General features: G+C 66.2%; 18 protein-coding genes. 10 read left to right on the top strand and 8 right to left on the bottom strand.

Translation table 11 applies throughout. The features are described 5' to 3' along the window. Positions 1-49: 49 nt before the first annotated feature. Positions 50-622, bottom strand: a complete 573-nt coding sequence (locus tag LB518_RS17395; protein WP_224578881.1) for a NifU family protein — start codon at positions 620-622, stop codon at positions 50-52. A 221-nt stretch (positions 623-843) separates the two neighbouring features. Here LB518_RS17395 and LB518_RS17390 point away from each other — a divergent pair, with 221 nt between their 5' ends. Beyond that, entirely contained in the window at positions 844-2463 is a 1620-nt protein-coding gene (locus tag LB518_RS17390; protein WP_224578880.1) for an alkaline phosphatase PhoX, read from the top strand. A 53-nt stretch (positions 2464-2516) separates the two neighbouring features. Here the strand turns inward: LB518_RS17390 and LB518_RS17385 are convergent, their stop codons facing one another. The 5 genes from LB518_RS17385 to mutS all read right to left on the bottom strand — a co-directional run bounded on the left by LB518_RS17385 (position 2517) and on the right by mutS (position 11324). Further along, complete coding sequence (locus tag LB518_RS17385) at positions 2517-3008, bottom strand: universal stress protein (protein WP_224578992.1); 492 nt, start codon at positions 3006-3008, stop codon at positions 2517-2519. Positions 3009-3051: 43 nt separating this feature from the next. Further along, on the bottom strand, positions 3052-4092 hold the full coding sequence (gene trpS, locus LB518_RS17380) for a tryptophan--tRNA ligase (protein WP_224578877.1): 1041 nt from the start codon (positions 4090-4092) through the stop codon (positions 3052-3054). Between the two features lie 65 nt (positions 4093-4157). Further along, a complete protein-coding gene (gene murJ / locus LB518_RS17375; protein ID WP_224578875.1) occupies positions 4158-5720 on the bottom strand; it encodes a murein biosynthesis integral membrane protein MurJ in 1563 nt (520 codons plus the stop codon). A gap of 7 nt (positions 5721-5727) precedes the next feature. After that, the gene (locus LB518_RS17370; protein WP_224578873.1) at positions 5728-8508 is read right to left on the bottom strand and encodes a [protein-PII] uridylyltransferase; all 2781 of its coding nucleotides are present in this window, start codon (positions 8506-8508) and stop codon (positions 5728-5730) included. 98 nt (positions 8509-8606) lie between these two features. Then, positions 8607-11324: a DNA mismatch repair protein MutS gene (mutS, locus tag LB518_RS17365; protein ID WP_224578871.1), complete on the bottom strand. Its 2718-nt coding sequence runs from the start codon at positions 11322-11324 to the stop codon at positions 8607-8609. A 158-nt stretch (positions 11325-11482) separates the two neighbouring features. Between mutS and LB518_RS17360 the strand changes: the two genes are divergently transcribed. Continuing rightward, positions 11483-13765, top strand: a complete 2283-nt coding sequence (locus tag LB518_RS17360) for an NADP-dependent malic enzyme (protein WP_224578869.1) — start codon at positions 11483-11485, stop codon at positions 13763-13765. Positions 13766-13842: 77 nt separating this feature from the next. Beyond that, a complete protein-coding gene (locus LB518_RS17355; RefSeq protein WP_224578866.1) occupies positions 13843-14226 on the top strand; it encodes a VOC family protein in 384 nt (127 codons plus the stop codon). A gap of 9 nt (positions 14227-14235) precedes the next feature. On the opposite strand, the gene pncA is transcribed toward LB518_RS17355, so the two are convergent. Together pncA and LB518_RS17345 are read right to left on the bottom strand one after the other, a co-directional pair. Then, positions 14236-14856: a bifunctional nicotinamidase/pyrazinamidase gene (pncA, locus tag LB518_RS17350; protein ID WP_224578865.1), complete on the bottom strand. Its 621-nt coding sequence runs from the start codon at positions 14854-14856 to the stop codon at positions 14236-14238. 55 nt (positions 14857-14911) lie between these two features. Next, positions 14912-15532 carry an alpha-ketoglutarate-dependent dioxygenase AlkB family protein gene (locus tag LB518_RS17345; protein ID WP_224578863.1) on the bottom strand — a complete coding sequence of 207 codons (621 nt, stop codon included), beginning with the start codon at positions 15530-15532 and terminating at the stop codon, positions 14912-14914. 242 nt (positions 15533-15774) lie between these two features. On the opposite strand from LB518_RS17345, the gene dnaK reads away from it, so the two are divergent. From dnaK to dapB, 7 genes are all read left to right on the top strand, one after another. Further along, positions 15775-17679: a molecular chaperone DnaK gene (gene dnaK / locus LB518_RS17340; RefSeq protein WP_224578861.1), complete on the top strand. Its 1905-nt coding sequence runs from the start codon at positions 15775-15777 to the stop codon at positions 17677-17679. A gap of 109 nt (positions 17680-17788) precedes the next feature. Continuing rightward, positions 17789-18925: a molecular chaperone DnaJ gene (gene dnaJ, locus LB518_RS17335; protein ID WP_224578859.1), complete on the top strand. Its 1137-nt coding sequence runs from the start codon at positions 17789-17791 to the stop codon at positions 18923-18925. Between the two features lie 77 nt (positions 18926-19002). After that, on the top strand, positions 19003-19599 hold the full coding sequence (locus LB518_RS17330) for a class I SAM-dependent methyltransferase (RefSeq protein WP_224578857.1): 597 nt from the start codon (positions 19003-19005) through the stop codon (positions 19597-19599). Positions 19600-19603: 4 nt separating this feature from the next. Beyond that, the gene (locus LB518_RS17325) at positions 19604-20203 is read left to right on the top strand and encodes a histidine phosphatase family protein (RefSeq protein WP_224578856.1); all 600 of its coding nucleotides are present in this window, start codon (positions 19604-19606) and stop codon (positions 20201-20203) included. Between the two features lie 70 nt (positions 20204-20273). Next, positions 20274-20849, top strand: a complete 576-nt coding sequence (locus LB518_RS17320) for an NADPH-dependent FMN reductase (RefSeq protein ID WP_224578853.1) — start codon at positions 20274-20276, stop codon at positions 20847-20849. Positions 20850-20883: 34 nt separating this feature from the next. Further along, entirely contained in the window at positions 20884-21591 is a 708-nt protein-coding gene (pyrF, locus tag LB518_RS17315; protein ID WP_224578851.1) for an orotidine-5'-phosphate decarboxylase, read from the top strand. Positions 21592-21652: 61 nt separating this feature from the next. Continuing rightward, the gene (dapB, locus tag LB518_RS17310) at positions 21653-22468 is read left to right on the top strand and encodes a 4-hydroxy-tetrahydrodipicolinate reductase (protein WP_224578849.1); all 816 of its coding nucleotides are present in this window, start codon (positions 21653-21655) and stop codon (positions 22466-22468) included. Positions 22469-22482 lie beyond the last annotated feature (14 nt).

The raw sequence follows: 22482 nt of genomic DNA, 5'->3' as shown, positions 1-22482 counted from the left end.
AAGAGCCCGCCGGAGGCGGGCTCTCATTCACGTCAGCATGTCGGCAGCGTCAGTTGACCGACTGGACTTCGCGCACTTCGGGGACGAAGTGGCGCAGCAAATTCTGGATGCCGTTCTTCAGCGTCGCCGTCGAGGACGGGCAGCCGGAGCACGAGCCGCGCATGTTGAGATAGACGACGCCGTCGCGGAAACCCTGGAAGGTGATGTCGCCGCCGTCCTGCGCCACCGCCGGGCGGACGCGGGTCTCGATCAGCTCCTTGATGGTCTCGACGATCTCGCCGTCGGCCTCCTCAAAGAACTCGGCGCCGGCCTCACCGGCCGCGGCCTGGGCCGGACCCGCCTGGACCATGACCGGAACGCCGGCCATGAAATGCTCCATGATGGCGCCGAGAAGCGCCGGCTTCAGATGCTGCCACTCGCCATTCGCCTTGGTCACGCTGATGAAATCGTGGCCGAGGAACACGCCGGAAACGCCGTTGACCGAGAACAGCCGCTCGGCAAGCGGCGAGCGGCCGGCGTCGGCGGGATCGCGGAATTCGGCCGTTCCCTCCGGCAGGACGGGCCGGCCGGGCAGGAACTTCAACGTCGCGGGATTGGGAGTCGCTTCGGTCTGGATGAACATCGGGGGGCCTCGCCGCAAGCTTATTGGAATTCTTCTAAGAGCGTTGTGAGCGATCGGCCGACCCGCTTCAAGCGGAATCATGCCCATCGCACCAGAAATCGTACTTTCACAGTCATGATTCAAGCACGTGTTGCGTATGGGTCGCGCCGCATGGCTGTCATCGAAACGCAATCGGCCGGGCCTAACGGAAAGCTCCCTCATCACCACGGGGCTTACCGATCATGAAACGCATTCTTTTGACGTCCAGCGCGCTGCTCGCGCTGTCGCTTCCCGCTCTGGCCGACCCGGTCAAGCTTCCCTCCGCCGTCGTCAAGCCGGCCGAAGACGTTCTGGCGCCGGGCCTTGCCGAGGTTCCGGTCGCCGAAGGCGCCTTCAAACTCGAGAACCCCTCCAAGGATCTCGGCTATTACGGCTATGGCAAGGACGGCCCGCTCGCTCCCGAAAAGGGCGCGACCCAGTCGCCGGGTCATAATGTCGAGGCAACGAAGACCGAGCCCGACAAGAACACCTATCTCGTCATGACAGGCGCGACCGGCGCGGCGAAAGGCGTGTCATACGGAACGCATTTCCTGTTCCAGGGCCACGAGAATGGCCCGAAGGACGCCGAGGGCGTCACCCATGGCGGTTTGACGCGCATCAATCTCGACGCCGGCAAGGCGCATCGCGTCACGCTGATGGCCTCGACCGATGTCGACGGCAAGGCGCTGCCGCTCATCGACGGTTCTGCCTGGAACCCCTTTGCGAAGGTGCTGATGCTCACCTCCGAGGAAGGCAAGGACGGCGGCGTGTGGATCGCCACTGCCGATTTCCCCTCCAAGGTGACCGATATCTCGGCCTTCACCGGCCGCGCCGCCTATGAAGGCGTCGAGCTCGATCCCGACGGCAATCTCTGGCTCGTCGAGGACGATGGCGGCAAGGGCGGCCCCAGCACCAAGAACGCCAAGCAGCCGAATTCCTTCGTCTACCGCTTCGTGCCGGCCGACAAGACCGACCTCACCAAGGGCGGCAAGCTGCAGGCGCTGCAGGTACTCGATGCCTACAACAACCCCATCGTCTTCCATGACGGCCAGGCCGACCAGGACATCCTCGCGCCCGAGCAGAAGCTCATCTACGCCTATGGCAACGAGCTGCCGACGCGCTGGATTACGCTGAAGGACACGGCTGCCGGCGCGACCGAGACCTTCAACGCGAACGACCTCGCCAAGAAGGCCAATGCGACGCCGATGAAGCGGCCCGAGAATGGCCAGTTCCGCCCCGGCACCGGCTTCAAGGAGTTCTATTTCACCGCCACCGGCGACACCAACGCCAAGACCGAAGCCGGCGCCGAGTTCGGCGGCTTCGGCGGCGTCTTCCGCGTGACGCAGACCTCGCCCTCGGCCGACAAGGGCCGCCTCGCCCTCGTGTGGCGCGGCGATGTCACCCACACCGGCTTCGACAATCTCTCCTTCCTCAACGACACCCAGCTGATGGTCGTCGAGGACGGCGGCGACAAGCTGCACGGGCAGCGCAATGCCGTCGATTCCGGCTATATCGTCGACGTGACAGCGGATTATGCCAAGGCCTCGACCGCCGACCCGATCCGCTTCCTGTCGCAGACCCGCGACGACATGGCGACGATCGATGCGGCGATCGGCGCGAATGCCAGCGAGAACGGCTTCCAGAACGACGGCGACAACGAGATCACCGGCATTCACGTCTCGAATGGCGATCCCACCATCGAAGGCCTGATCGGCACGGCGGTCCCAACCCCGTTCGAGAATGGCTGGCGCGTGTTCTATACCCGCCAGCACGGCCGCAACATCACCTTCGAGATCGTCAAGGCTTCCGCCAAGGCGAAGTAATCCGTCCGTTGCATGTCGAGATCGGGAGGGCGCCTTCGGGCGCCCTTCTTCGTTCAGGCGATGGCGGCGATGTCGTCGTCGGTCAGCGTGCCGGGAACGATGGTGATCGGCACCGGGAAATGCGCGACATGTCGCCCGGCCATCGCGGTCACCAGCGGACCCGGGCCGTCCTTGTCGGTGCCGGCGGCCAGCACGAGGATGGCGATATCCTCGTCCTCGGCGATCAGGCCGGTGATCTGTTCGGCCCTGTTGCCCTCGCGGATGACGAGTTCCGGCTCGACGGACGAATGGCGGCGGGCGATGTCGGCGAAACGGGCCAGCGTCGCCTCGGCCTCGTCCATTGCCTCGGCGCGCATGATGTTCTCGACGCCGATCCAGTGTTGGAAGCCGGACGGTTCGATCACATAGAGCATGGTCAGCCCGCCGGCGGTGCGCTCGGCGCGGCGCGCGGCATAGATCACGGCGCGCGAACATTCCGGCGTGTCGTCGATGACCGCCAGGAACTTGCGCCGGTGACCGGCCTCTGTGCTGCGCCGTTTCAGCATGGCGCGATGCTGCCACCCTGCCGGCCCGACGGCAAGCGGCGCATCAGTTGCGGCGAATGAAGCCGACGACATCCTTGACGCCGTCGAGGATCGGCCGGGCAATGGCGTCGGCCCGGATGGCGCCGCTCGCGAGGATCTGGTCGATATGGCCGGGATCAGCCATCAACCGGCGCATCTCGGCGCCGACAGGCCCGAGCTTCTGCACCGCGAGATCGGCCAGCGCCGGCTTGAAGGCCGAGAACTGCTGGCCGCCGAACTCACCGAGCACGGCCTGCTTGGTGAGACCCGAAAGCGCCGCATAGATGCCGACGAGGTTGTCGGCCTCGGGCCGGCCCTTGAGGCCTTCCGTCTCGCCGGGCAGCGCATCGGCGTCGGTCTTCGCCTTGCGGATCTTCTGGGCGATCTGGTCGGCGTCGTCGGTCAGATTGATGCGCGAATAGTCGGAAGGGTCCGACTTCGACATCTTCTTGGTGCCGTCGCGCAGGCTCATGATGCGCGTCGCCGGTCCGGTGATCAGCGGTTCGGTCAGCGGGAAATAGGCATCGCCAAATCCATGCCCCGCGATCGAGGCGGCATAGTCGTTGTTGAACTTCTGCGCGATGTCGCGCGTCAGCTCCAGATGCTGCTTCTGGTCCTCGCCGACCGGAACATGCGTCGCCTTGTAGGCAAGGATGTCGGCGGCCATCAGGCTTGGATAAGCAAGAAGGCCGAGCGAGGCATTCTCCTTGTCCTTGCCGGCCTTGTCCTTGAACTGCGTCATGCGGTTCATCCAGCCGATGCGCGCGACACAGTTGAAGACCCAGGCCAGTTCGGCATGGGCCGAGACCTGGCTCTGGTTGAAGACGATGTGCTTCACCGGATCGATGCCCGCGGCGACAAAGGCCGCCGTCACCTCACGGATCTGGCGCGAAAGCTCGGCCGGATCCTGCCACACGGTGATGGCGTGCATGTCGACCACGCAATAGATGCAGTCATGACTGTTCTGCAGCGCGACGAAATTGACGATCGCGCCGAGATAATTGCCGAGATGGAGATTTCCGGTCGGCTGGACACCGGAGAAGACACGCGGCTGGAATTCGGTCATGGGGCACCTTTTTTGCGCGGGCGCCTTATCGCGCGGCGAGGCCGGCCGCGCAAGCGCCGGACGGCTCAGCGCTTGCGTTTTCTGAGCGTCGCGACAAGCGTGCGAACATCAATGACGCCCACCGCCTGGCAGAAGGCGGCGAAGAGCAGCAAACCGGCAAGGCAGATCGCCGCCATGGCGCCGGCCCGCATCAGGACGCGGCGATCGGCGAAGAAAGGCTCGGCCCACCATGCGGCGAAATAGACGCCCGCGCCCATGGCGAGCGCGGCACAAAGCACCAAAGGCAGGTTGCGCCTCACCTTGGCGTCGAACAGGAAATGGCCCCGTCGATTCAGCGTCCAGCCGAGCAGGCCGGCATTGACCCAGCCCGAAACGCTGGTGGCGATCGCGATGCCGACATAGGTGAGCGTCGGGAAGAGCGCCAGCGACAGCGCGATGTTGACCGCGACGCCGACCGCCGCGAACCACATCGGCGTCTTCGTGTCCTCGCGGGCGAAGAAGCCGGGCGAGAACACCTTTATAAGAACGAAGGCCGGCAACCCCACGGCAAAGCCCATCAGCGTCTCGGCGGTCGCCAGCGTATCGTCCGGGCCAAATGCGCCGCGCTGATAGATGATCTGCACGATCGGCTTCGCCAGGATGAAGAGGGCGATCGCCGCCGGCAATGTCAGCGCCATCGCGAATTCGAGGCTGCGGTTCTGCGTGTGATCGGCGAGGTCGCCGCGTCCGGCGCGCAGATGCCGCGAAAGATCAGGCAGCATCACCACAGCGATGGTGGCGCCGACAATGCCGAGCGGGAGCTGGTAGAGGCGATCGGCATAGCCGAGCACCGCGATTGCGCCGGGGGCGAAGGAGGCGATCATCGTGCCGATGACGATATTGATCTGCGTGACGCCGCCAGCGATGAGGCCAGGCACCGCGAGCGCCGTCAGCCGCCGCACGCCGGGCGTCAGACGTGGCCAGCGAAGCGGCAGCAGCATGCCGTCGCGCCAGGCTGCGCCGACGACCAGTCCCAGCTGCAGCACGCCGCCGGCCAGCGTTGCCCAGGCCAGGAGAATGCCGGCTTCAGCCGTGTTTTCGTGATGCGAGACAAGGATATAGGCAAGCGCCGCCACAAAGACGACGTTGAGCAGGCCCGGTGCCATCGCGGCAGCGAGGAAGCGGCCGCGGGCATTGAGCACCCCGCTATAGAGCGCGAGCAGCGAGATCAGCGTCAGATAGGGGAAGGCGATCCGCGTCAGCAGAACGGTCAGGTCGAACTTGCCCGGATCGGAAACGAAGCCGGGCGCCATCACATACATCAGCGGCACCATGCCGATGACCGCGACGAGCGTGATCGCGATCAGCATCGTCAGCAGCGCGGAGAGCGCTTCCGAGCCGAAGCGCCGGGCGGCATCGACGCCCTCGCCCTCCAGCGTCCGGGCGAAAATCGGCACGAAGGCCGAGGCGAAGGCGCCTTCGGCAAACAGCCGCCGAAAAAGGTTCGGAAAGCGGAAAGCGACGAGGAAGGCATCGGCAACCGGCCCGGTCCCGAGCGCGGCAGCCATGAACATGTCGCGGACGAAACCGAGGAGGCGGCTCGAGGTCGTCGAGCCGCCCACGGTCATGAAGTTCCGCATCAGCGACATGCGGGCGTCATCCGACCCTCTTCAAGGGCGCCTTCTCACCGGCCATCGCCCCGTTGAACACCTCGGCAAGGCGGCGGCGGATGCCGGCCTCGCGCCCGGCATTGGTCACCTTCCGCCCCATGAGGTCGGTGACATAGAACACGTCGACTGCCCGCTCGCCGAAGGTCGCGATATGGGCCGAGGCAATGTTCAAGTTGAGATCGGAGATCGAGCGCGTCAGGTCGTAGAGGAGACCCGGCCGGTCGATGCCGGAGGCCTCGATGACGGTGAACTGGTTCGACCAGGAATTGTCGAACAGGATCCGCGTCTCGACGGTGAAGGCCTTGATGCGCGCGCGCGGCTTGGCCTTGCGGGCAATCGCCTCAGGGAGGGCGACGCTGCCGGAGAGCGCATCCTCGATCAGCGCGCCGACCTTCAGCGCCCGCCGCGTCTCCTCCTCGTCGGTGTCGAATTCGCGCGCGATGAAGATCGTGTCGATGGCGCGCCCGTCGGTGGTGGTGAAGATCTGCGCGTCGACGATGTTGCTGCCGCCGGCCGTGCAGGCGCCAGCGATCATCGACAGCAGCCGCGGATGATCGGGCGCGAGCACGGTGATCTCCGTGACGCCCTCGAACGAACGCACCGCCACGGCGGTCGCCAGCGACTTGCCGGTCGCATCGGCCTCGCGGATCAGCTCGGCATGGGCGATCTTGCGCGCGAGATCGACGCGCAGCCAATAGGCCGGGTAATGGCGCTCCAGATACGCCTCGCGCTCAGCATCGGGCCAGCCCGAGAGCGCCTGATCGAGCTCCTCTTTGGCGGCAGCGACCCGCTTGTCGCGCGAGATCTGGCTGTGGCCGCCGGTGAGCAAGGGCTCGGTCTCGTAATAGAGCGTCCGCAGCAGCTGGCCCTTCCAGCCGTTCCAGACGCCCGGCCCGACGGCCGTGATATCGGCGATGGTGAGGATCAGCAGCAGCTTCAGCCGTTCGAGGCTCTGCACCACCGCGGCGAAATCCTGGATCGTCTTGCGGTCACCGAGATCACGCGACTGGGCGACCATGCTCATCAGGAGGTGATGTTCGACCAGCCAGGCGACCGTCTCGGTCTCGGCCGGCGTCAGGCCGAAGCGCGGTCCGAGCCGGCGGGCGACGCGGGCGCCGGCGATCGAGTGATCCTCCGGCCGTCCCTTGGCGATGTCGTGGAGCAGCATCGCGACATAGAGCACCGTCCGGTCCTGCAGCGTTGCGATCAGAGAGTTCGCCAGCGGATGGTCCTGGCTGCGCTCGCCGCGGTCGATGCCGGCGAGAACGCCGATCGAGCGGATGAGGTGCTCGTCGACCGTGTAGTGGTGATACATGTTGAACTGCATCATCGCGACGATCTTGCCGAAATCTGGCACGAAGCGTCCGAGGACGCCGGCTTCGTTCATCCGCCGCAGCACGATCTCCGGCTGGTTGCGCGAGGAGAGCAGCTCGAGGAACAGCCGATTGGCGGTCTTGTCCTCGCGGATATCGGCGTCGATCAGCTTCAGCGAGCGTGTCACGGCCTTCATCGCATCGGGATGAAAGGCGAGGTCGTGCTTGTCGGCGAGGTGGAACAGGCGGATCAGATTGACCGGATCGCGCACGAACACGTGCGGGTCGGCCATGTTGATGCGGTCGTGCTCGACGACGAAATCCGTGGTGCCGGCGATCTTGCGGCGGCGGCGGCGCGGCGAGACGCCGAAAAGACGATTGAGCAGCGGCGTCTGCTTGGCATGCTCCTCCTCCAGCGCCGAACAGAAGATCAGCGTCAGGTCGCCGACATCCTTGGCATAGAGGAAGTAGTGCTTCATGAAGCGCTCGACATCCTTCATGCCAGGATGCGAGGTGTAGCCGAGCCTTACCGCCATTTCGCGCTGCACGTCGAAGGAGATGCGCTCCTCGGCGCGACCGGTCAGGAAATGCAGGTGGCAGCGGACCGACCAGAGAAAGTTCTCGGCCTTGCGGAAAAGCGCGAGTTCCGCGCGTGAGAATACGCCAGCCTCAACCAGCGCATCGCCCGAGCGGACGCGGTAGAAATATTTTGCGATCCAGAACAGCGTATGCAGATCACGGAGGCCGCCCTTGCCCTCCTTGACGTTCGGCTCGACGAGATAACGTGAGGCACCCTGGCGGCGATGGCGTTCATCGCGCTCGGCGAGCTTGGCGGCGATGAATTCCGGGCCGGTCCCCTTAACCACCTCGATGTCGAAGCGCTGCTCGAGATCGGCGAATAGCTTTTCCTCGCCCCAGAGAAAGCGGGATTCGAGGATGGCGGTGCGGATGGTCATGTCGCTATGCGACAGGCGGATGCACTCGTCGACATTGCGGGTCGCATGGCCGACCTTGAGGCCGAGATCCCACAGCATGTAGAGCATGAACTCGACGACGCTCTCGCCCCAGGGCGTCTGCTTGTAGGGCAGCACGAACAGGAGATCGATGTCGGAGCCAGGCGCCAGCATGCCCCGGCCATAGCCGCCCACGGCAACCACGGCCATGCGCTCGGCCGTCGATGGCTTCTCGACGCGATAGACGATATGGGCGCCGACATCATAGGTCGCGCGGATGATCTCATCCATCATGTCGGAGAGGCTGCGCGCGCAGGCCGAACCCTGCTGCCCGGCCAGCAGCCGCTCTTCGGCGCGGGCGCGACCTTCGCGCAGCACTTCCTTCAGGCGTGTGAGGACCAGCGGCCTGCGGCGGCCCTCGTCCGGCTCGGCGGCAGCGAGCGCCTGCAATTCGGATGAGAGCTTGCGCCCATCGATGAGGGCGGATTCGGAACGGTTCATCAAGGGAGCGGCATCCGGAAACGGCGTTTGACGGGCAAGGCTAATCCACTTCGCATGACGGCGCCATGTTCAGCACCGCAAGCCGCGCCGCGCATGCCTCAGCGCTGGGCAGGGCCGGCTCGCATCGCCTTCAGCCGGTAGAGCGCTTCGAGCGCGTCGCGCGGCGTCATCTCGTCCGGCAGAAGCGCGTCGAGGGCCGGCCCAAGCGGATCCTCGGCTGCTGGAAGGCGTGGCGTCTCGGCGACACGGGCAACGGCGAAGAGCGGCAGGTCGTCGATCAGCGTCGTCGCCGGCGACCTGCGGTCGCCTTCCTCCAGCCGCTCCAGCACGGCGCGCGCCCGCGCCACGACGGAGGGCGGCAGGCCGGCGAGCTTCGCCACCTGGATGCCATAGGAGCGATCGGCGGCACCGGGGACGATCTCGTGCAGGAAGACCACGTCACCCTGCCATTCGCGCACGCGGACGGTGGCGTTCTCCAGGCGGTCCAGCCGCTGCGCCAGCGCCGTCAGCTCGTGATAATGCGTGGCGAAGAGGGATCGCGACCGGTTGACCTCGTGCAGGTGTTCGATCGCTGCCCAGGCGATCGAGAGGCCGTCGAAGGTCGCGGTCCCGCGCCCGATCTCGTCGAGGATGACGAGCGAGCGCGCCGTCGCCTGGTTGAGGATCGCCGCCGTCTCCACCATCTCGACCATGAAGGTGGAGCGGCCGCGCGCGAGATCGTCCGCCGCGCCGACCCGGCTGAACAAACGGTCGACGACGCCGATATGCGCCCGCCGCGCCGGGACATAGCTGCCGATCTGCGCGAGCACGGCGATGAGCGCGTTCTGGCGCAGGAAGGTCGACTTGCCCGCCATGTTCGGCCCTGTGATGAGCCAGATCCGCCCGGCCTCAGCACTGTCGTCACCGAGGCGGCTGTCATTCGGCACGAAGCTCTCGCCTTCCCGCTTCAGGGCCTGCTCGACAACCGGATGACGGCCGCCCTCGATCTCGAAGGCGAGCGATCCGTCGACGAGCGGTCGGGACCAGCCCTCAGCCTCGGCAAGGTCCGCAAGGCCGGCCGCGACGTCGAGGCGGGCAAGCGCCCCGGCTGCCGCGCGGATGGCCGTATCCTCGTCCTTGACGGCCGCGGCGAGGGCATCGAACACGCCGAGCTCGCGCTGCAACGCCCGGTCGGCGGCCGAGGCGATCTTTGCCTCGAGGCCTGCCAGTTCCGTCGTGACGAAGCGCATCGCCCCGGCCATCGTCTGCCGATGGATGAACTGCCCCGCGAAATCGGCGCCGAGTAGCTTCTCGCCATGAACCTGCGGCACCTCGATATAATAGCCGAGGACGTTGTTGTGGCGGATCTTCAACGCCTTGACGTCCGTCTCGGCGGCATAACGGCCCTGCAGCGCCGCGATCACCTGCCGGCTCTCGTCGCGCAGGGCGCGCGTCGCATCGAGTTCGTCGTCATGGCCGGGACGGACGAAGCCGCCGTCGCGCTTCAGGAGCGGCAATTCATCATCGAGCGCAGCGCCGATGCGCTCGGCGAAACCGGGCGGCAGAGCGACGAGAACTCCCGTCGCCTCGGCGATCTCGTCAGGCAGCAGCCCCTCCGCGGACCCGAGCAGCTCGACGATCGTCGCGGCAGCGCCAAGGCCTGCCCCGATCGCGGCGAGGTCGCGCGGGCCGCCGCGATCGAGCGCGAGGCGGGAGAGCGCACGAGCAAGATCAGGGCAGGCCGCGAGTTGCTCGCGCAGCCGGCGGCGCAGTTCGGGCGCGGCGATGAGCCAGTCGATCGCATCGAGCCGGCGGCCGATCTCGGCCGGATCGGTAATCGGCCCCGAAAGCCGCGTCGCCAGCATGCGGCTGCCGGCGCCGGTGACGCAGCGGTCGATCGCCGCGAGCAGGCTGCCGCGTCGCTCGCCGGAGAGCGTGCGTGTCAGCTCGAGATTGGCCCGTGTTGCCGCGTCGATGAGGAGAAGCCCGCCCTCGGTTTCGCGGAGCGGCCGGCCAAGCGGCACGCGCGCGCCGATCTGTGTCTTCTCGACATAGGCGAGCGCCGCGGCGGCAGCGGCCAGTTCGACGCGCGAGAAGGCCGCGATGCCATCGAGCGTTCCGACGCCGAAATAGCCGGCAAGGCGGTTTGCCGCCGTCGCGCCATCGAAGAAGGCGGCAGGGAGCGGGCTCGGCGGCAGCGGCAACCCGCGCAGCAGCGCGCCTGTCTCTGCATCGGCGAACAGCGAATCCGGCGCCAGCAATTCGCGCGGATCGATCCGGGCGATATCGGCGGCGAGCCGCAGGCGATCGGTTTCGACGACGCGGAAGTCTCCGGTGGAGATGTCGATGAAGGCGAGCGCCCAGCGATCCGCACCGCCCGGCCCGACGCCACGCCCGCGCGCCAGCGTCGCGAGATAGTTGCTCTCGCCGGCGCGCAGCAGCGTCTCTTCGGTGATCGTGCCGGGCGTGACGATGCGCACGACGTCGCGCTTCACGACGGAACGGCCGCCGCGCTTTTTCGACTCGGCCGGATCCTCGGTCTGTTCGCAGACGGCAACATGATGGCCAAGCGCGATCAGCTTCTGCAGATAGTCGTTTGCGGCGTGTATCGGCACGCCGCACATCGGGATGTCCTCGCCGAGATGCTTGCCGCGCTTCGTCAGCGTGATGCCGAGAGCGCGCGAGGCGATTTCCGCGTCACCGAAGAACAACTCGTAGAAGTCGCCCATGCGATAGAACAGAAGGGTGCCCGGATGGGCGACCTTCAGTTCCAGATACTGCTCCATCATCGGCGTCGGGCGGGCGCTCGCGGGATCGGTCTTCGCATTGTCCAACATGGCGTAACCCTAGCAAAGCGCGAAAGCTGTTTCACCCTTTCGGCATCAATCTCGCCGCTTCACATTCAGTCATCCAATGCTATCGTCGCCCTCCGCCTTCGAGACGGTCCCCAAGAGCCGTTCGCCTTTCGGAAACGCCTGACCCAGAGCTGCCACCCATGACCGAAGTGAAGAAACCCGCGCGCAGCGGTCCCGCCGTCACGGATCAGGAGGCGCTGGAATTCCACGCCCGCGGGCGGCCCGGCAAGCTCGAGATCATCCCGACGAAGCCGATGGCGACGCAGCGCGACCTGTCGCTCGCCTATTCGCCCGGCGTCGCCGTGCCGGTGAAGGCGATCGCCGCCGATCCGAGCCTCGCCTTCGACTACACGACGCGCGGCAATCTCGTCGCCGTCATCTCGAACGGCACGGCCATTCTCGGCCTCGGCAATCTCGGCCCGCTTGCCTCCAAGCCGGTGATGGAGGGCAAGGCCGTCCTCTTCAAGCGCTTCGCCGATGTCGATTCGATCGATCTCGAGATCGACACAGAAGATGTCGACGCCTTCGTGAACTCGGTCCGCTATCTCGGGCCGTCCTTCGGCGGCATCAATCTCGAGGACATCAAGGCGCCGGACTGCTTCATCATCGAAAGCCGCCTGCGCGAGCTGATGGACATTCCTGTCTTCCATGACGATCAGCACGGCACGGCGATCATCGCCACCGCCGGCATGATCAACGCGCTGCATCTGACCGGCCGCGACATCAAGACCACCAAGCTCGTCTGCAATGGCGCGGGCGCGGCCGGCATCGCCTGCATCGAGCTCGTCAAGGCGATGGGCATGCCGTCCGAGAATGTGCTGCTCTGCGACACCAAGGGTGTCGTCTACCAGGGCCGCACCGAGGGCATGAACCAGTGGAAGACGGCGCATGCGACGGAGACCGACGCGCGCACGCTGGAAGACGCCATGAAGGGCGCCGACATCTTCTTCGGCGTTTCGGCCAAGGGCGCGCTGACGCCCGACATGGTGCGCTCGATGGCGCCGCGGCCGATCATCTTCGCGATGGCCAATCCCGATCCCGAGATCACGCCGGAGGAAGTCGCGGAGGTGCGCGACGACGCCATCATGGCGACCGGGCGTTCGGATTATCCGAACCAGGTCAACAACGTGCTCGGCTTCCCCTATATCTTCCGCGGCGCGCTCGATGTGCGCGCGCGGACGATCAACGAGCCGATGAAGATCGCCGCAGCCAAGGCGCTCGCGGCGCTCGCCCGCGAGGACGTGCCGGACGAGGTCGCGGCCGCGTATCAGGGCGTCAGGCCGCGCTTTGGCGCGCATTACATCATTCCGGTGCCGTTCGACCCGCGCCTCCTGTCGGAAATCCCGGCGGCGGTCGCGCAGGCGGCGATGGATTCGGGCGTCGCCGGCAAGCCGATTGCCGACATGGCGGCTTACAAGATCCAGCTCTCCGCCCGCCGCGATCCGATCGTCGGCACGCTCGCCCGCATCTATGAGCGCGTGCGCCGCAATCCGAAGCGCGTCGCCTTCGCCGAGGGCGAGGAAGAGCAGGTGATCCGCGCCGCGGCGAGCTTCGCGGCGCAGAAGCTCGGCACGGCGATCCTCATCGGCCGCGAGGATATCGTGCGGGAGACGGCCGCACAGGCCGGCATCGAGATCCGCGACGGCATCGAAATCCACAATGCCCGCCTCTCGCGCCGCAACGCCGACTATATCGACTTCCTCTATGCGCGGCTGCAGCGGAAGGGCTATCTCTTCCGCGACTGCCAGCGCCTCATCAACACCGACCGCAATTATTTCGGCGCCACGATGGTTGCGCTCGGCGATGCCGACGCGATGGTGACCGGCGTCACGCGCAACTATTCGACCGTGCTCACCGATGTCCGCCGCGTCATCGACACGCGGCCGGGACACCGGGTGATCGGCGTCTCGATCGTGCTGGTGCGCGGCCGCACCGTGGTCGTCGCCGATACGGCGGTGCACGACATGCCCTCGGGCGAGGAACTCGCCGACATCGCCGAGGAGGCCGCGAGCTTTGCCAAGCGGCTCGGCTACGACCCGCGCGTTGCCATGCTCGCTTATTCGACCTTCGGCCAGCCCGAGGGAGAGCGGTCGCGCCATGTCCGCGAAGCGGTGCAGATCCTCGAGCGGCGCCGCGTCGACTTCGAATTCGACGGCGAGATGGCGGCCGATGTCGCGCTCAATCCGAAGGTCATGGCGGCCTATCCGTTCTGCCGCTTGTCCGGGCCGGCGACCGTGCTGGTGATGCCGGCGTTCCACTCCGCTTCGATCTCGACCAAGATGATGCAGGAGCTTGGCGGCGCGACGGTGATCGGGCCGCTCCTCGTCGGCCTCGACAAGCCGGTGCAGATTCTCTCGCTCGGCGCGCGCGACAATGACATCGTCAACATGGCGGCGCTCGCAGCCTTCAATGTCGGCGGCTGAGCCAGCCGAACGGCTGATGTCCCGATGCGCCCGTTCATGATAGCCTCCGCTCACCATCGAGCGGAGGAGGAACGGTCATGGCCGGACACGGAACGTTCTACTGGAACGAGCTGATGACCCGCGACGCGGCGCGGGCGATGGATTTCTATACCAAGACACTCGGCTGGCGCTTCGACTCCATGCCGATGAACGAGTTTGGCGATTATCACATCGCCATGCTCGGCGAGACCATGGTCGGCGGGCTGATGCAGATCGGCGGGCCGGAGTTCGAGGGCGTGCCCGACAACTGGTTCAGCTATATCGAGGTCGACGATCTCGACAAGCGGCTTGCGCTCTTGACCGCCGAAGGCGGGACGCTCGTGCGCGAGCCGTTCGAGGTGCCAGGCGTCGGAAACATAGCCATCGTCTCCATTCCCGGCGGTGCCATGCAGGGCTGGATGGTTCCCGCGCGCCAGGCCTGACCTAGGCCGCTAGAGCTGAGCCGCATGGATCCGGCGGACACCGGCCGAATCCATCTGGGCGATGGCGGCGGCGAGTGAATTATTGGTGTCGATGGCCCGGCAGAGATCCTCGATCACCACCGTATCGAACCCATGCGTGCGCGCATCGAGCGCCGTCCAGTTGACGCAGAAATCCGTGGCGAGGCCGACGGCATAGACCGTCTCGATACCGCGCTCGAACAGATAGCCGGTCAGGCCCGTCGGTGTCTTGCGATCGGCCTCGAAGAAGGCGGAATAGCTGTCCGTATGCGCGTGGTAGCCCTTGCGGATGATCATCTGCGCATGCGGGATATCGATCCCGTCGGCGAGCGCCGCGCCGAATGTCCCCTGGATGCAGTGATCCGGCCACAATACCTGCGGGCCATATCGAAGATCGATCACCTCGAAGGGCGCCCGTCCGGGATGGGTCGACGCAAAGGAGATGTGCCCGGCCGGATGCCAGTCCTGCGTGATGATGACATTCTTGAAGCGGCGGGCGATCTCGTTGACGGCCGGGATGATCTCATGCCCGTTGGCCACTGCCAGCGCGCCGCCGGGCAGGAAGTCGTTCTGAATGTCGGTGACGATCAGAACGCTGGTGGAATCCGTCAAGGCGCGCCTCATGTTTCGGTGAAGAGATGGATCAAAGCCCTGCCGCGTCCGGGCGTCAACCCGGCGGCGTCACGCGCCGCAGCGTCAGGTTGATCCGCCCGCCGCGCTCGAGCAGCGTCGAACTGCCGGGATAAATCCTGTCGACGCCATGAAACATGAGCCGCGATGGGCCACCGAGCACGAAGACATCGCCCGAAGCAAGGCGGAAGGAGCGGGTGGGGTCGCCGCGTTCGCGACCACCGAGGCGAAAGAGACAGCTGTCGCCGAGCGATACCGAAACGACGGGCGCGTCCAGCGCCGCCTCGTCCTCGTCGCGATGAAGGCCCATCCGCGCCGCCTCGTCATAAAAATTGACCAGACAGGCCTCGGGCGGATGCGGATAATCCGAAACCTCATTCCAGAGCGCGAGCAACATCGGCGGGATCGGTGGCCAGGGCTCTCCCGTGACCGGATGAAGTGGCTGATAGCGGTAACCCGCCCGGTCCGAGACCCAGCCGAGCGGCCCGCAATTGGTCATCCGCACGGAAAACGGCTTGCCCGTGCGCGGCATTTCCGGCCGGTAGAGCGGGGCTTTCGCGACAACAGCGCGGATGGCGGCAACGAGCGACGCCTGGCCCTCCTTGTCGAAACAGCCATCGATCAGTCGCGAGCCTTCGGGAAGCGGTGCGTTCTTCATTCAGGGACCGAGGTTGGGGCTTTCTTCGGCCGGTATCAGCCAAAGCGTCGCAAGTTCAAGCTCTCTGCTGCCTTGCGGCCTTTTCTGCATCTTCTTATATACGCGCAGAACCCGGGGCCTGCCGCTCGCAAAGGCGACAGCCCCGAACCAAATATGTCGATGGGGGCCGTTCGGAATTCCGGCCCGGTTTCGCGGACGCCTCTTCGAGGGTCCGCACGGCCCGCCGAAAAGGAGAGAACATAATGGCTAAGGTCATCGGTATCGACCTCGGAACGACCAATTCTTGCATCGCCGTCATGGACGGCAAAGCGCCGAAGATCATCGAGAACGCCGAAGGCGCGCGCACGACGCCGTCGATGGTGGCGTTCACAGATGGCGGCGAAAAGCTCGTCGGCCAGCCGGCCAAGCGCCAGGCGGTGACGAATCCCGAACACACCTTCTTCGCGGTGAAGCGCCTGATCGGCCGTCGCTATGACGACCCGATGGTCGAGAAGGACAAGCACCTCGTTCCCTACAAGATCGTGAAGGGGCCGAACGGCGACGCGTGGGTCGAGGTCGACGGCGAGAAGTATTCGCCGGCGCAGATCTCCGCCTTCATCCTGCAGAAGATGAAGGAGACCGCCGAGGCGTTCCTCGGCACCACGGTCGACCAGGCCGTCATCACGGTCCCGGCCTATTTCAACGACGCCCAGCGTCAGGCGACCAAGGATGCCGGCAAGATCGCCGGTCTCGAGGTCCTGCGCATCATCAACGAGCCGACGGCCGCGGCGCTTGCCTATGGCCTCGACAAGAATGACGGCAAGACGATCGCGGTCTATGATCTTGGCGGCGGCACGTTCGACATCTCGATCCTCGAGATCGGCGACGGCGTCTTCGAAGTGAAGTCGACGAATGGCGACACGTTCCTCGGTGGCGAGGACTTCGACATGCGCCTCGTCAATTACCTCGCCGACGAGTTCAAGCGCGAGCAGGGCATCGACCTTCGCAGCGACAAGCTGGCGCTGCAGCGCCTCAAGGAAGCCGCCGAGAAGGCCAAGATCGAGCTGTCCTCCTCGCAGCAGACCGAGATCAACCTCCCCTTCATCACCGCCGACGCCAAGGGCCCGAAGCATCTGGCCATCAAGCTGACGCGCTCGAAGTTCGAAGCGCTGGTCGACGATCTCGTCCAGAAGACGGTTCAGCCCTGCATCGCGGCTCTGAAGGATGCGGGCCTTGCCAAGGGCGAGATCGACGAAGTGGTGCTGGTCGGCGGCATGACCCGCATGCCCAAGATCCAGGAGATCGTGAAGCAGTTCTTCGGCAAGGAGCCCCATAAGGGCGTCAATCCGGATGAGGTCGTGGCTGCCGGCGCCGCCATTCAGGCGGGCGTGCTGCAGGGCGACGTCAAGGACGTGCTGCTGCTCGACGTGACGCCGCTTTCGCTCGGCATCGAGACGCTCGGCGGCGTGTTCACGCGCCTCATCGAGCGCAACACCACGATCCCGACAAAGAAGAGCCAGGTCTTCTCGACCGCCGAGGACTCGCAGTCTGCCGTGACGATCCGCGTGTTCCAGGGCGAGCGCGAAATGGCGGCCGACAACAAGATGCTCGGCCAGTTCGACCTTGTCGGCCTGCCGCCGGCGCCGCGCGGCGTGCCGCAGATCGAAGTGACCTTCGATATCGACGCCAACGGCATCGTCAATGTCTCGGCCAAGGACAAGGGCACCGGCAAGGAGCAGCAGATCCGCATCCAGGCCTCGGGCGGCCTTTCCGATGCGGATATCGAGAAGATGGTCAAGGACGCCGAGGCGCATGCCGCCGAGGACAAGAAGCGCCGCGCGGTCGTCGAGGCGAAGAACCAGGGCGAGGCTCTCGTTCATTCGACCGAGAAGTCGCTGGCTGACTACGGCTCGAAGATCTCGGCTGCCGACAAGTCGGCGATCGAGACCGCGATTGCGGACGTCAAGACCGCGCTCGAGGGCGACGATGCCGAGGCGATCCAGGAGAAGGTCGGCGCGCTTGCGCAAGTCTCGATGAAGCTGGGCGAGGCGATGTATGCAGCCTCGCAGTCCGAGGGTGGCGAAGGCACTGACGCCACCGCCGAGAAAGATGATGTGGTCGATGCCGACTTCGAGGAAGTCGACGACGACAAGAAGAAGTCGGCATAATCTTTGCGTAACTGCGATTCGAACCCGGCGCGGCAACGCGCCGGGTGTTCGATGATGCCGTTTCACTTGTCTTCACATTAGCCTGTCCGGCACCACCACGAGTTCGCCCATGGCCAAGGTCGACTATTACGAAGTGCTGGGCGTCGCACGCGACGCCGACGACAAGGTGCTGAAGGCAGCTTTCCGCAAGCTCGCCATGCAGTTCCACCCTGATCGCAATCCGGGCGACCACGGCGCTGAAGCGAAGTTCAAGGAAATCAACGAAGCCTACGAGAAGCTGCGCGATCCGCAGAAGCGCGCCGCCTATGACCGCTTCGGACACGCAGCCTTCGATGGCGGCGGCGGCGGACCGCAAGGTTTTTCGGGCGATTTCGGCTCGTCGATGTCGGATATCTTCGACGACATCTTCGGCGAGTTCATGGGCGGCCGGCGCGGTCAGCGCCAGGGTGGCGGCAATGGTCGCGAGCGCGGGGCGGACCTGCGTTACAATATGGAAATCACGCTCGAGGAAGCCTATTCCGGCAAGACGGCCGAAATCCGCGTCCCGACCAAGATTGCCTGCGAGGCCTGCGCGGGCACCGGCGCCAAGCCCGGCTCGCATCCGAAAATCTGCACCACCTGCGAAGGCCATGGGCGCGTCCGTGCGGCGCAGGGCTTCTTCTCGATCGAGCGCACCTGCCCGACCTGCGGCGGGCGCGGCGAGATCATTTCCGATCCCTGCGAGGCCTGCGGCGGCTCCGGCCGCCAGACCCAGGAACGCACCCTGCAGGTCAATATTCCGGCCGGCATCGAGGACGGCACGCGCATCCGCCTCTCGGGCGAAGGCGAGGCCGGCCTTCGCGGCGGCCCGGCGGGCGATCTCTATCTCTTCCTTTCGGTGAAGCCGCATCAGCTGTTCCAGCGTGAGGGCGCGGACATCTTCTGCCGCGTGCCGATCTCGATCACCACCGCGGCCCTTGGCGGCCAGTTTGACGTGCCGACGGTCGAGGGCGGCAAGACGCGGGTCAAGGTTCCCGACGGCACCCAGACCGGCAAGCAGTTCCGTCTCAAGGGCAAGGGTATGCCCGTGCTGCGCTCGGCGCAGATGGGCGACATGTATATCCAGGTCGTGGTGGAGACGCCGAGCAATCTCTCCCGCCGCCAGCGCGAGTTGCTGGAGGAATTCGAGCAGGCCTCCTCGGAAGAGAACAATCCCGAATCTGCCGGGTTTTTCGCACGAATCCGCGACTTCTTCGGCGGCGCCTGAGCGCCGCCGTCACAGGATTGCCTTGAAACCGGCGGCATGATGGCCCGCCGTGCGTGACACGACATCAAGGGGGCGCCATGTCGTCGATCGAGAAGCGGAAGCTGAAGGCCATGGTTGCGGATGAGGTCCGATTCCTGCGCAACTGGATCGGGCGTCCGCTGACCACCGGCGCCGTTAGCCCCTCCGGCAAGGCGCTCACCAAGCTGATGGCCAGCTTCGTCGATCCGCTCGATGATCTGCCCGTCGTCGAACTCGGACCAGGCACCGGCGTTGTTACGCAGGCCCTGCTCGAACGCGGCGTCGCGCCCGGCCGTATCGCCTCGATCGAATACAATCCCGATTTCTGCGGCCTGCTGCGTGGCCGCTTTCCCGGCGTCCGGATCATCCAGGGCGACGCCTATGCCTTCAACACCACCCTGCAGGGCATCGTCGAGGGTCAGGTCTCCGCCGTCGTCTCCAGTCTGCCGCTGTTCACGCGCCCGCCCGAGGCGCGGCGCCAGCTGATCGTCGAGGCGCTTGAGCGCATGCCGGTCGGCCGGTCGCTGATCCAGTTCTCCTATGCCCTGGTGCCGCCCGTACCGGCCGAGCCCGGCCGCTTTACGGTCGAGCATACCCATTGGGTGGTGATGAACCTGCCGCCGGCGCGGGTCTGGCTCTATCGCCGCACCGCCTGAGGCGATGGTCGAGGTCCTCTATCTCTCCCATCCGCAGGTCGCCATAGACCCGGCCGTGCCAGTGCCGGACTGGGGCCTGTCGCCGCTTGGCAGAGCCCGCACCGAAGCCTTCGCCGCCCTTCCGATGCTCGCGCGCATCGGCCGCGTTGTGGCGAGCCGCGAGCGCAAGGCGATCGAGACCGCCGAGATCATCGCCGCGGCTCAAGGTCTTGCCGTCGAGATTCGCGACGGCCTTCATGAAAATGACCGCTCGGCGACCGGTTTCCTGCCGCCGGCCGAATTCGAGGCGATGGCCGATCGCTTCTTCGCCGCGCCGGAGACGAGCATCCGCGGCTGGGAACGGGCGGCAGACGCGCAGCGCCGCATCGTTGCCGGGGTCGAAGCCATTCTCGATGAGCAGCTCGAAGCTGCCGGGATGACGCTCTTTGTCGGCCATGGCGGGGTCGGAACGCTACTACTGTGCCATTGCGCCGGCCAGGCCATCGGCCGCCAGCATGACCAGCCAGCAGGCGGCGGCAATCTCTTCCGCTTCGAGCACCCGCCTTTTCGCCTGCTCGCCCCCTGGCAGCGGATGGAAGCTGCCGGTTCCTTCAAGCCTTTCTAGCCATCCTCCAACTTGGCGGCTGGCCAATGGCCCGTATCGCCTGATAGAGCTTCGCCAGGACAGGATCCCCATGGCGCCGCCCCGCATTCTCCTTCTCGCCGGATCGACCGCGCCCGACTCGCCCGCGAGCCGGCTGACGGCCGCGTTTGCGCGCGAGATCGCCTTTCTCGATGGCGAAGCGACGCTGATTGCGCTGGCCGATTATCCGCTGCCGCTGTTCGATGCCGATCGCGCCGAGACGTCAGTGCCGGGCGCCGTACAAAAGCTGCGCGGGCTACTTGGGGGTCACGGCGCGGCCTTTCTCGCCACACCGAGCCTTGCCGGCGGCCTGCCAGCCCTGTTCCGCAATGCGCTCGAATGGCTGCGCCCGGCCGGCGGCCGGCCGCGGGGCGGACAGGCGCCGCTCTTTGCGCTGGCCGGTGTTGCTGATGACGATGTCACCGCCGCCGCTGCCCTTGCCGATCTCGAGCGCATCATCGCGCGCGGCTTCGGCGCGACGATCGTCGGCGGCGGGCTGGCGGTCGGCCGGGCTTCGCTCGCCTTCGACGCGCGCGGCCGCCTCGATGACCCGCATCTTGCCGCCGCGCTGCAGGCGCTGGCGCGCGAACTCGTCCATGCGAGCCGCCGGCTCGCGCCCGAAATCTGATCCATCGTCCGTTCCAAGGGGGTAGTTCGAAGCGATGCCTTTCCTCGACATGCGCGACCGACTGATCGTCGGCCTCGATCTTCCGACCGTTGCCGAGGCCGAAGCGATGGTGACGGCGCTCGGCGACGACGTGACCTTCTACAAGGTCGGCCTGCAGCTCCATTTCGCTGGCGGCCTCGATTTCGCCCGCCGCCTCCGGGATCGCGGCAAGAAGGTGTTCCTCGACGTCAAGCTGCTCGACATCGACAACACGGTCGCGCATGCGACCGAGAACATTGCCAAGCTCGGCATGACCTTCTGCACCATCCACGGCTATCCGAAGGCGATGCGCGCCGCTGTTTCGGGCAAGGGGATGAGCGATCTCCGCCTGCTCGCCGTCACGGTGCTGACGTCGATGGACGAGGCTGATCTCGCCAATGCCGGCTATGGCGGCAGCATCGCCGAGCTGGTTGCCCGCCGCGCCGCCGATGCGCGGGCCGCGGGCATGGACGGCATCGTCTGCTCGCCGGAAGAGGCGAGTGCGATGCGGGCGATCGTCGGGGCGGGCATGACCATCGTGACGCCGGGCATCCGGCCGCGCGGCGCAGCGAGCGGCGACCAGAAGCGCGTCGCGACGCCGACCGACGCCATTCGCGCCGGTGCCGATCATCTCGTCGTCGGCCGGCCCGTCATCGCGGCGCCAAACCCGCGCAGCGTCGCCAAATCGATCCTCGCCGAGATTGAGCTGGCGCTTTCGCGCTAGCAGCCCTTTCCGCCACGGCCGGGCGCCTGCTATATGGCGCCGACAAGCTGGAACGCACGCCATGACCGATATGGGCCTCGTCGTCGTCGGAGCAGGCGGCCGCATGGGCCGCACGCTGATCCGCACCATTGCCGCCACCGAGGGCGTCCGTCTCGTGGGGGCAGCCGAACGCGAAGGTGCCGAGGTCCTCGGTCAGGATGCCGGCACGCTGGCCGGACTCCCGCCGCTTGGCGTCACCGTCTCCGATGATCCGCTGCCGCTGTTCGCTCGCGCCGAGGGCGTCCTCGACTTCACCTCACCGGCCGCGACGCTCGCTTTCGCGGAGATCGCGGCGCAGGCCCGCATCGTCCATGTCGTGGGAACGACCGGGCTCTCGGTCGCCGACGAGGCCGCGATCGACGCGGCCGCGCGCCATGCCGTGATCGTCAAGTCCGGCAATATGAGCCTCGGCGTCAATCTGCTCGCCCTCCTGGTGCGTCAGGCCGCCAAGGCACTCGATGTCGATTTCGACATCGAGATCGCTGAAATGCACCATCGCCACAAGGTCGATGCCCCCTCCGGCACGGCGCTCCTGCTCGGGCAGGCGGCGGCGGAGGGTCGCGGCATCGCGCTGGCCGAGGCCTCGGTCCGCACGCGCGATGGCCATACCGGACCGCGCCCGGAAGGCGCCATCGGCTTCGCGACCTTGCGCGGTGGCTCGGTCGCCGGCGACCATTCCGTGCTGTTCGCAGGCGAGGGCGAGACGATCACGCTCTCGCATCACGCCGCCGACCGCACCATATTCGCCCGAGGCGCCGTGAAAGCCGCGCTGTGGGCGCGTGGCCGCAAGCCCGGACGTTATTCCATGGCCGACGTACTCGGCTTCACCACATCCTGACCCCCGATCCAAAG

It is taken from the genome of Mesorhizobium sp. BR1-1-16 (genome assembly GCF_020165495.1).
Taxonomy (GTDB): domain Bacteria; phylum Pseudomonadota; class Alphaproteobacteria; order Rhizobiales; family Kaistiaceae; genus Kaistia.
Note: the sequence above shows the minus strand (reverse complement) of the source record. Positions and strands in the feature narration are given on the sequence as shown.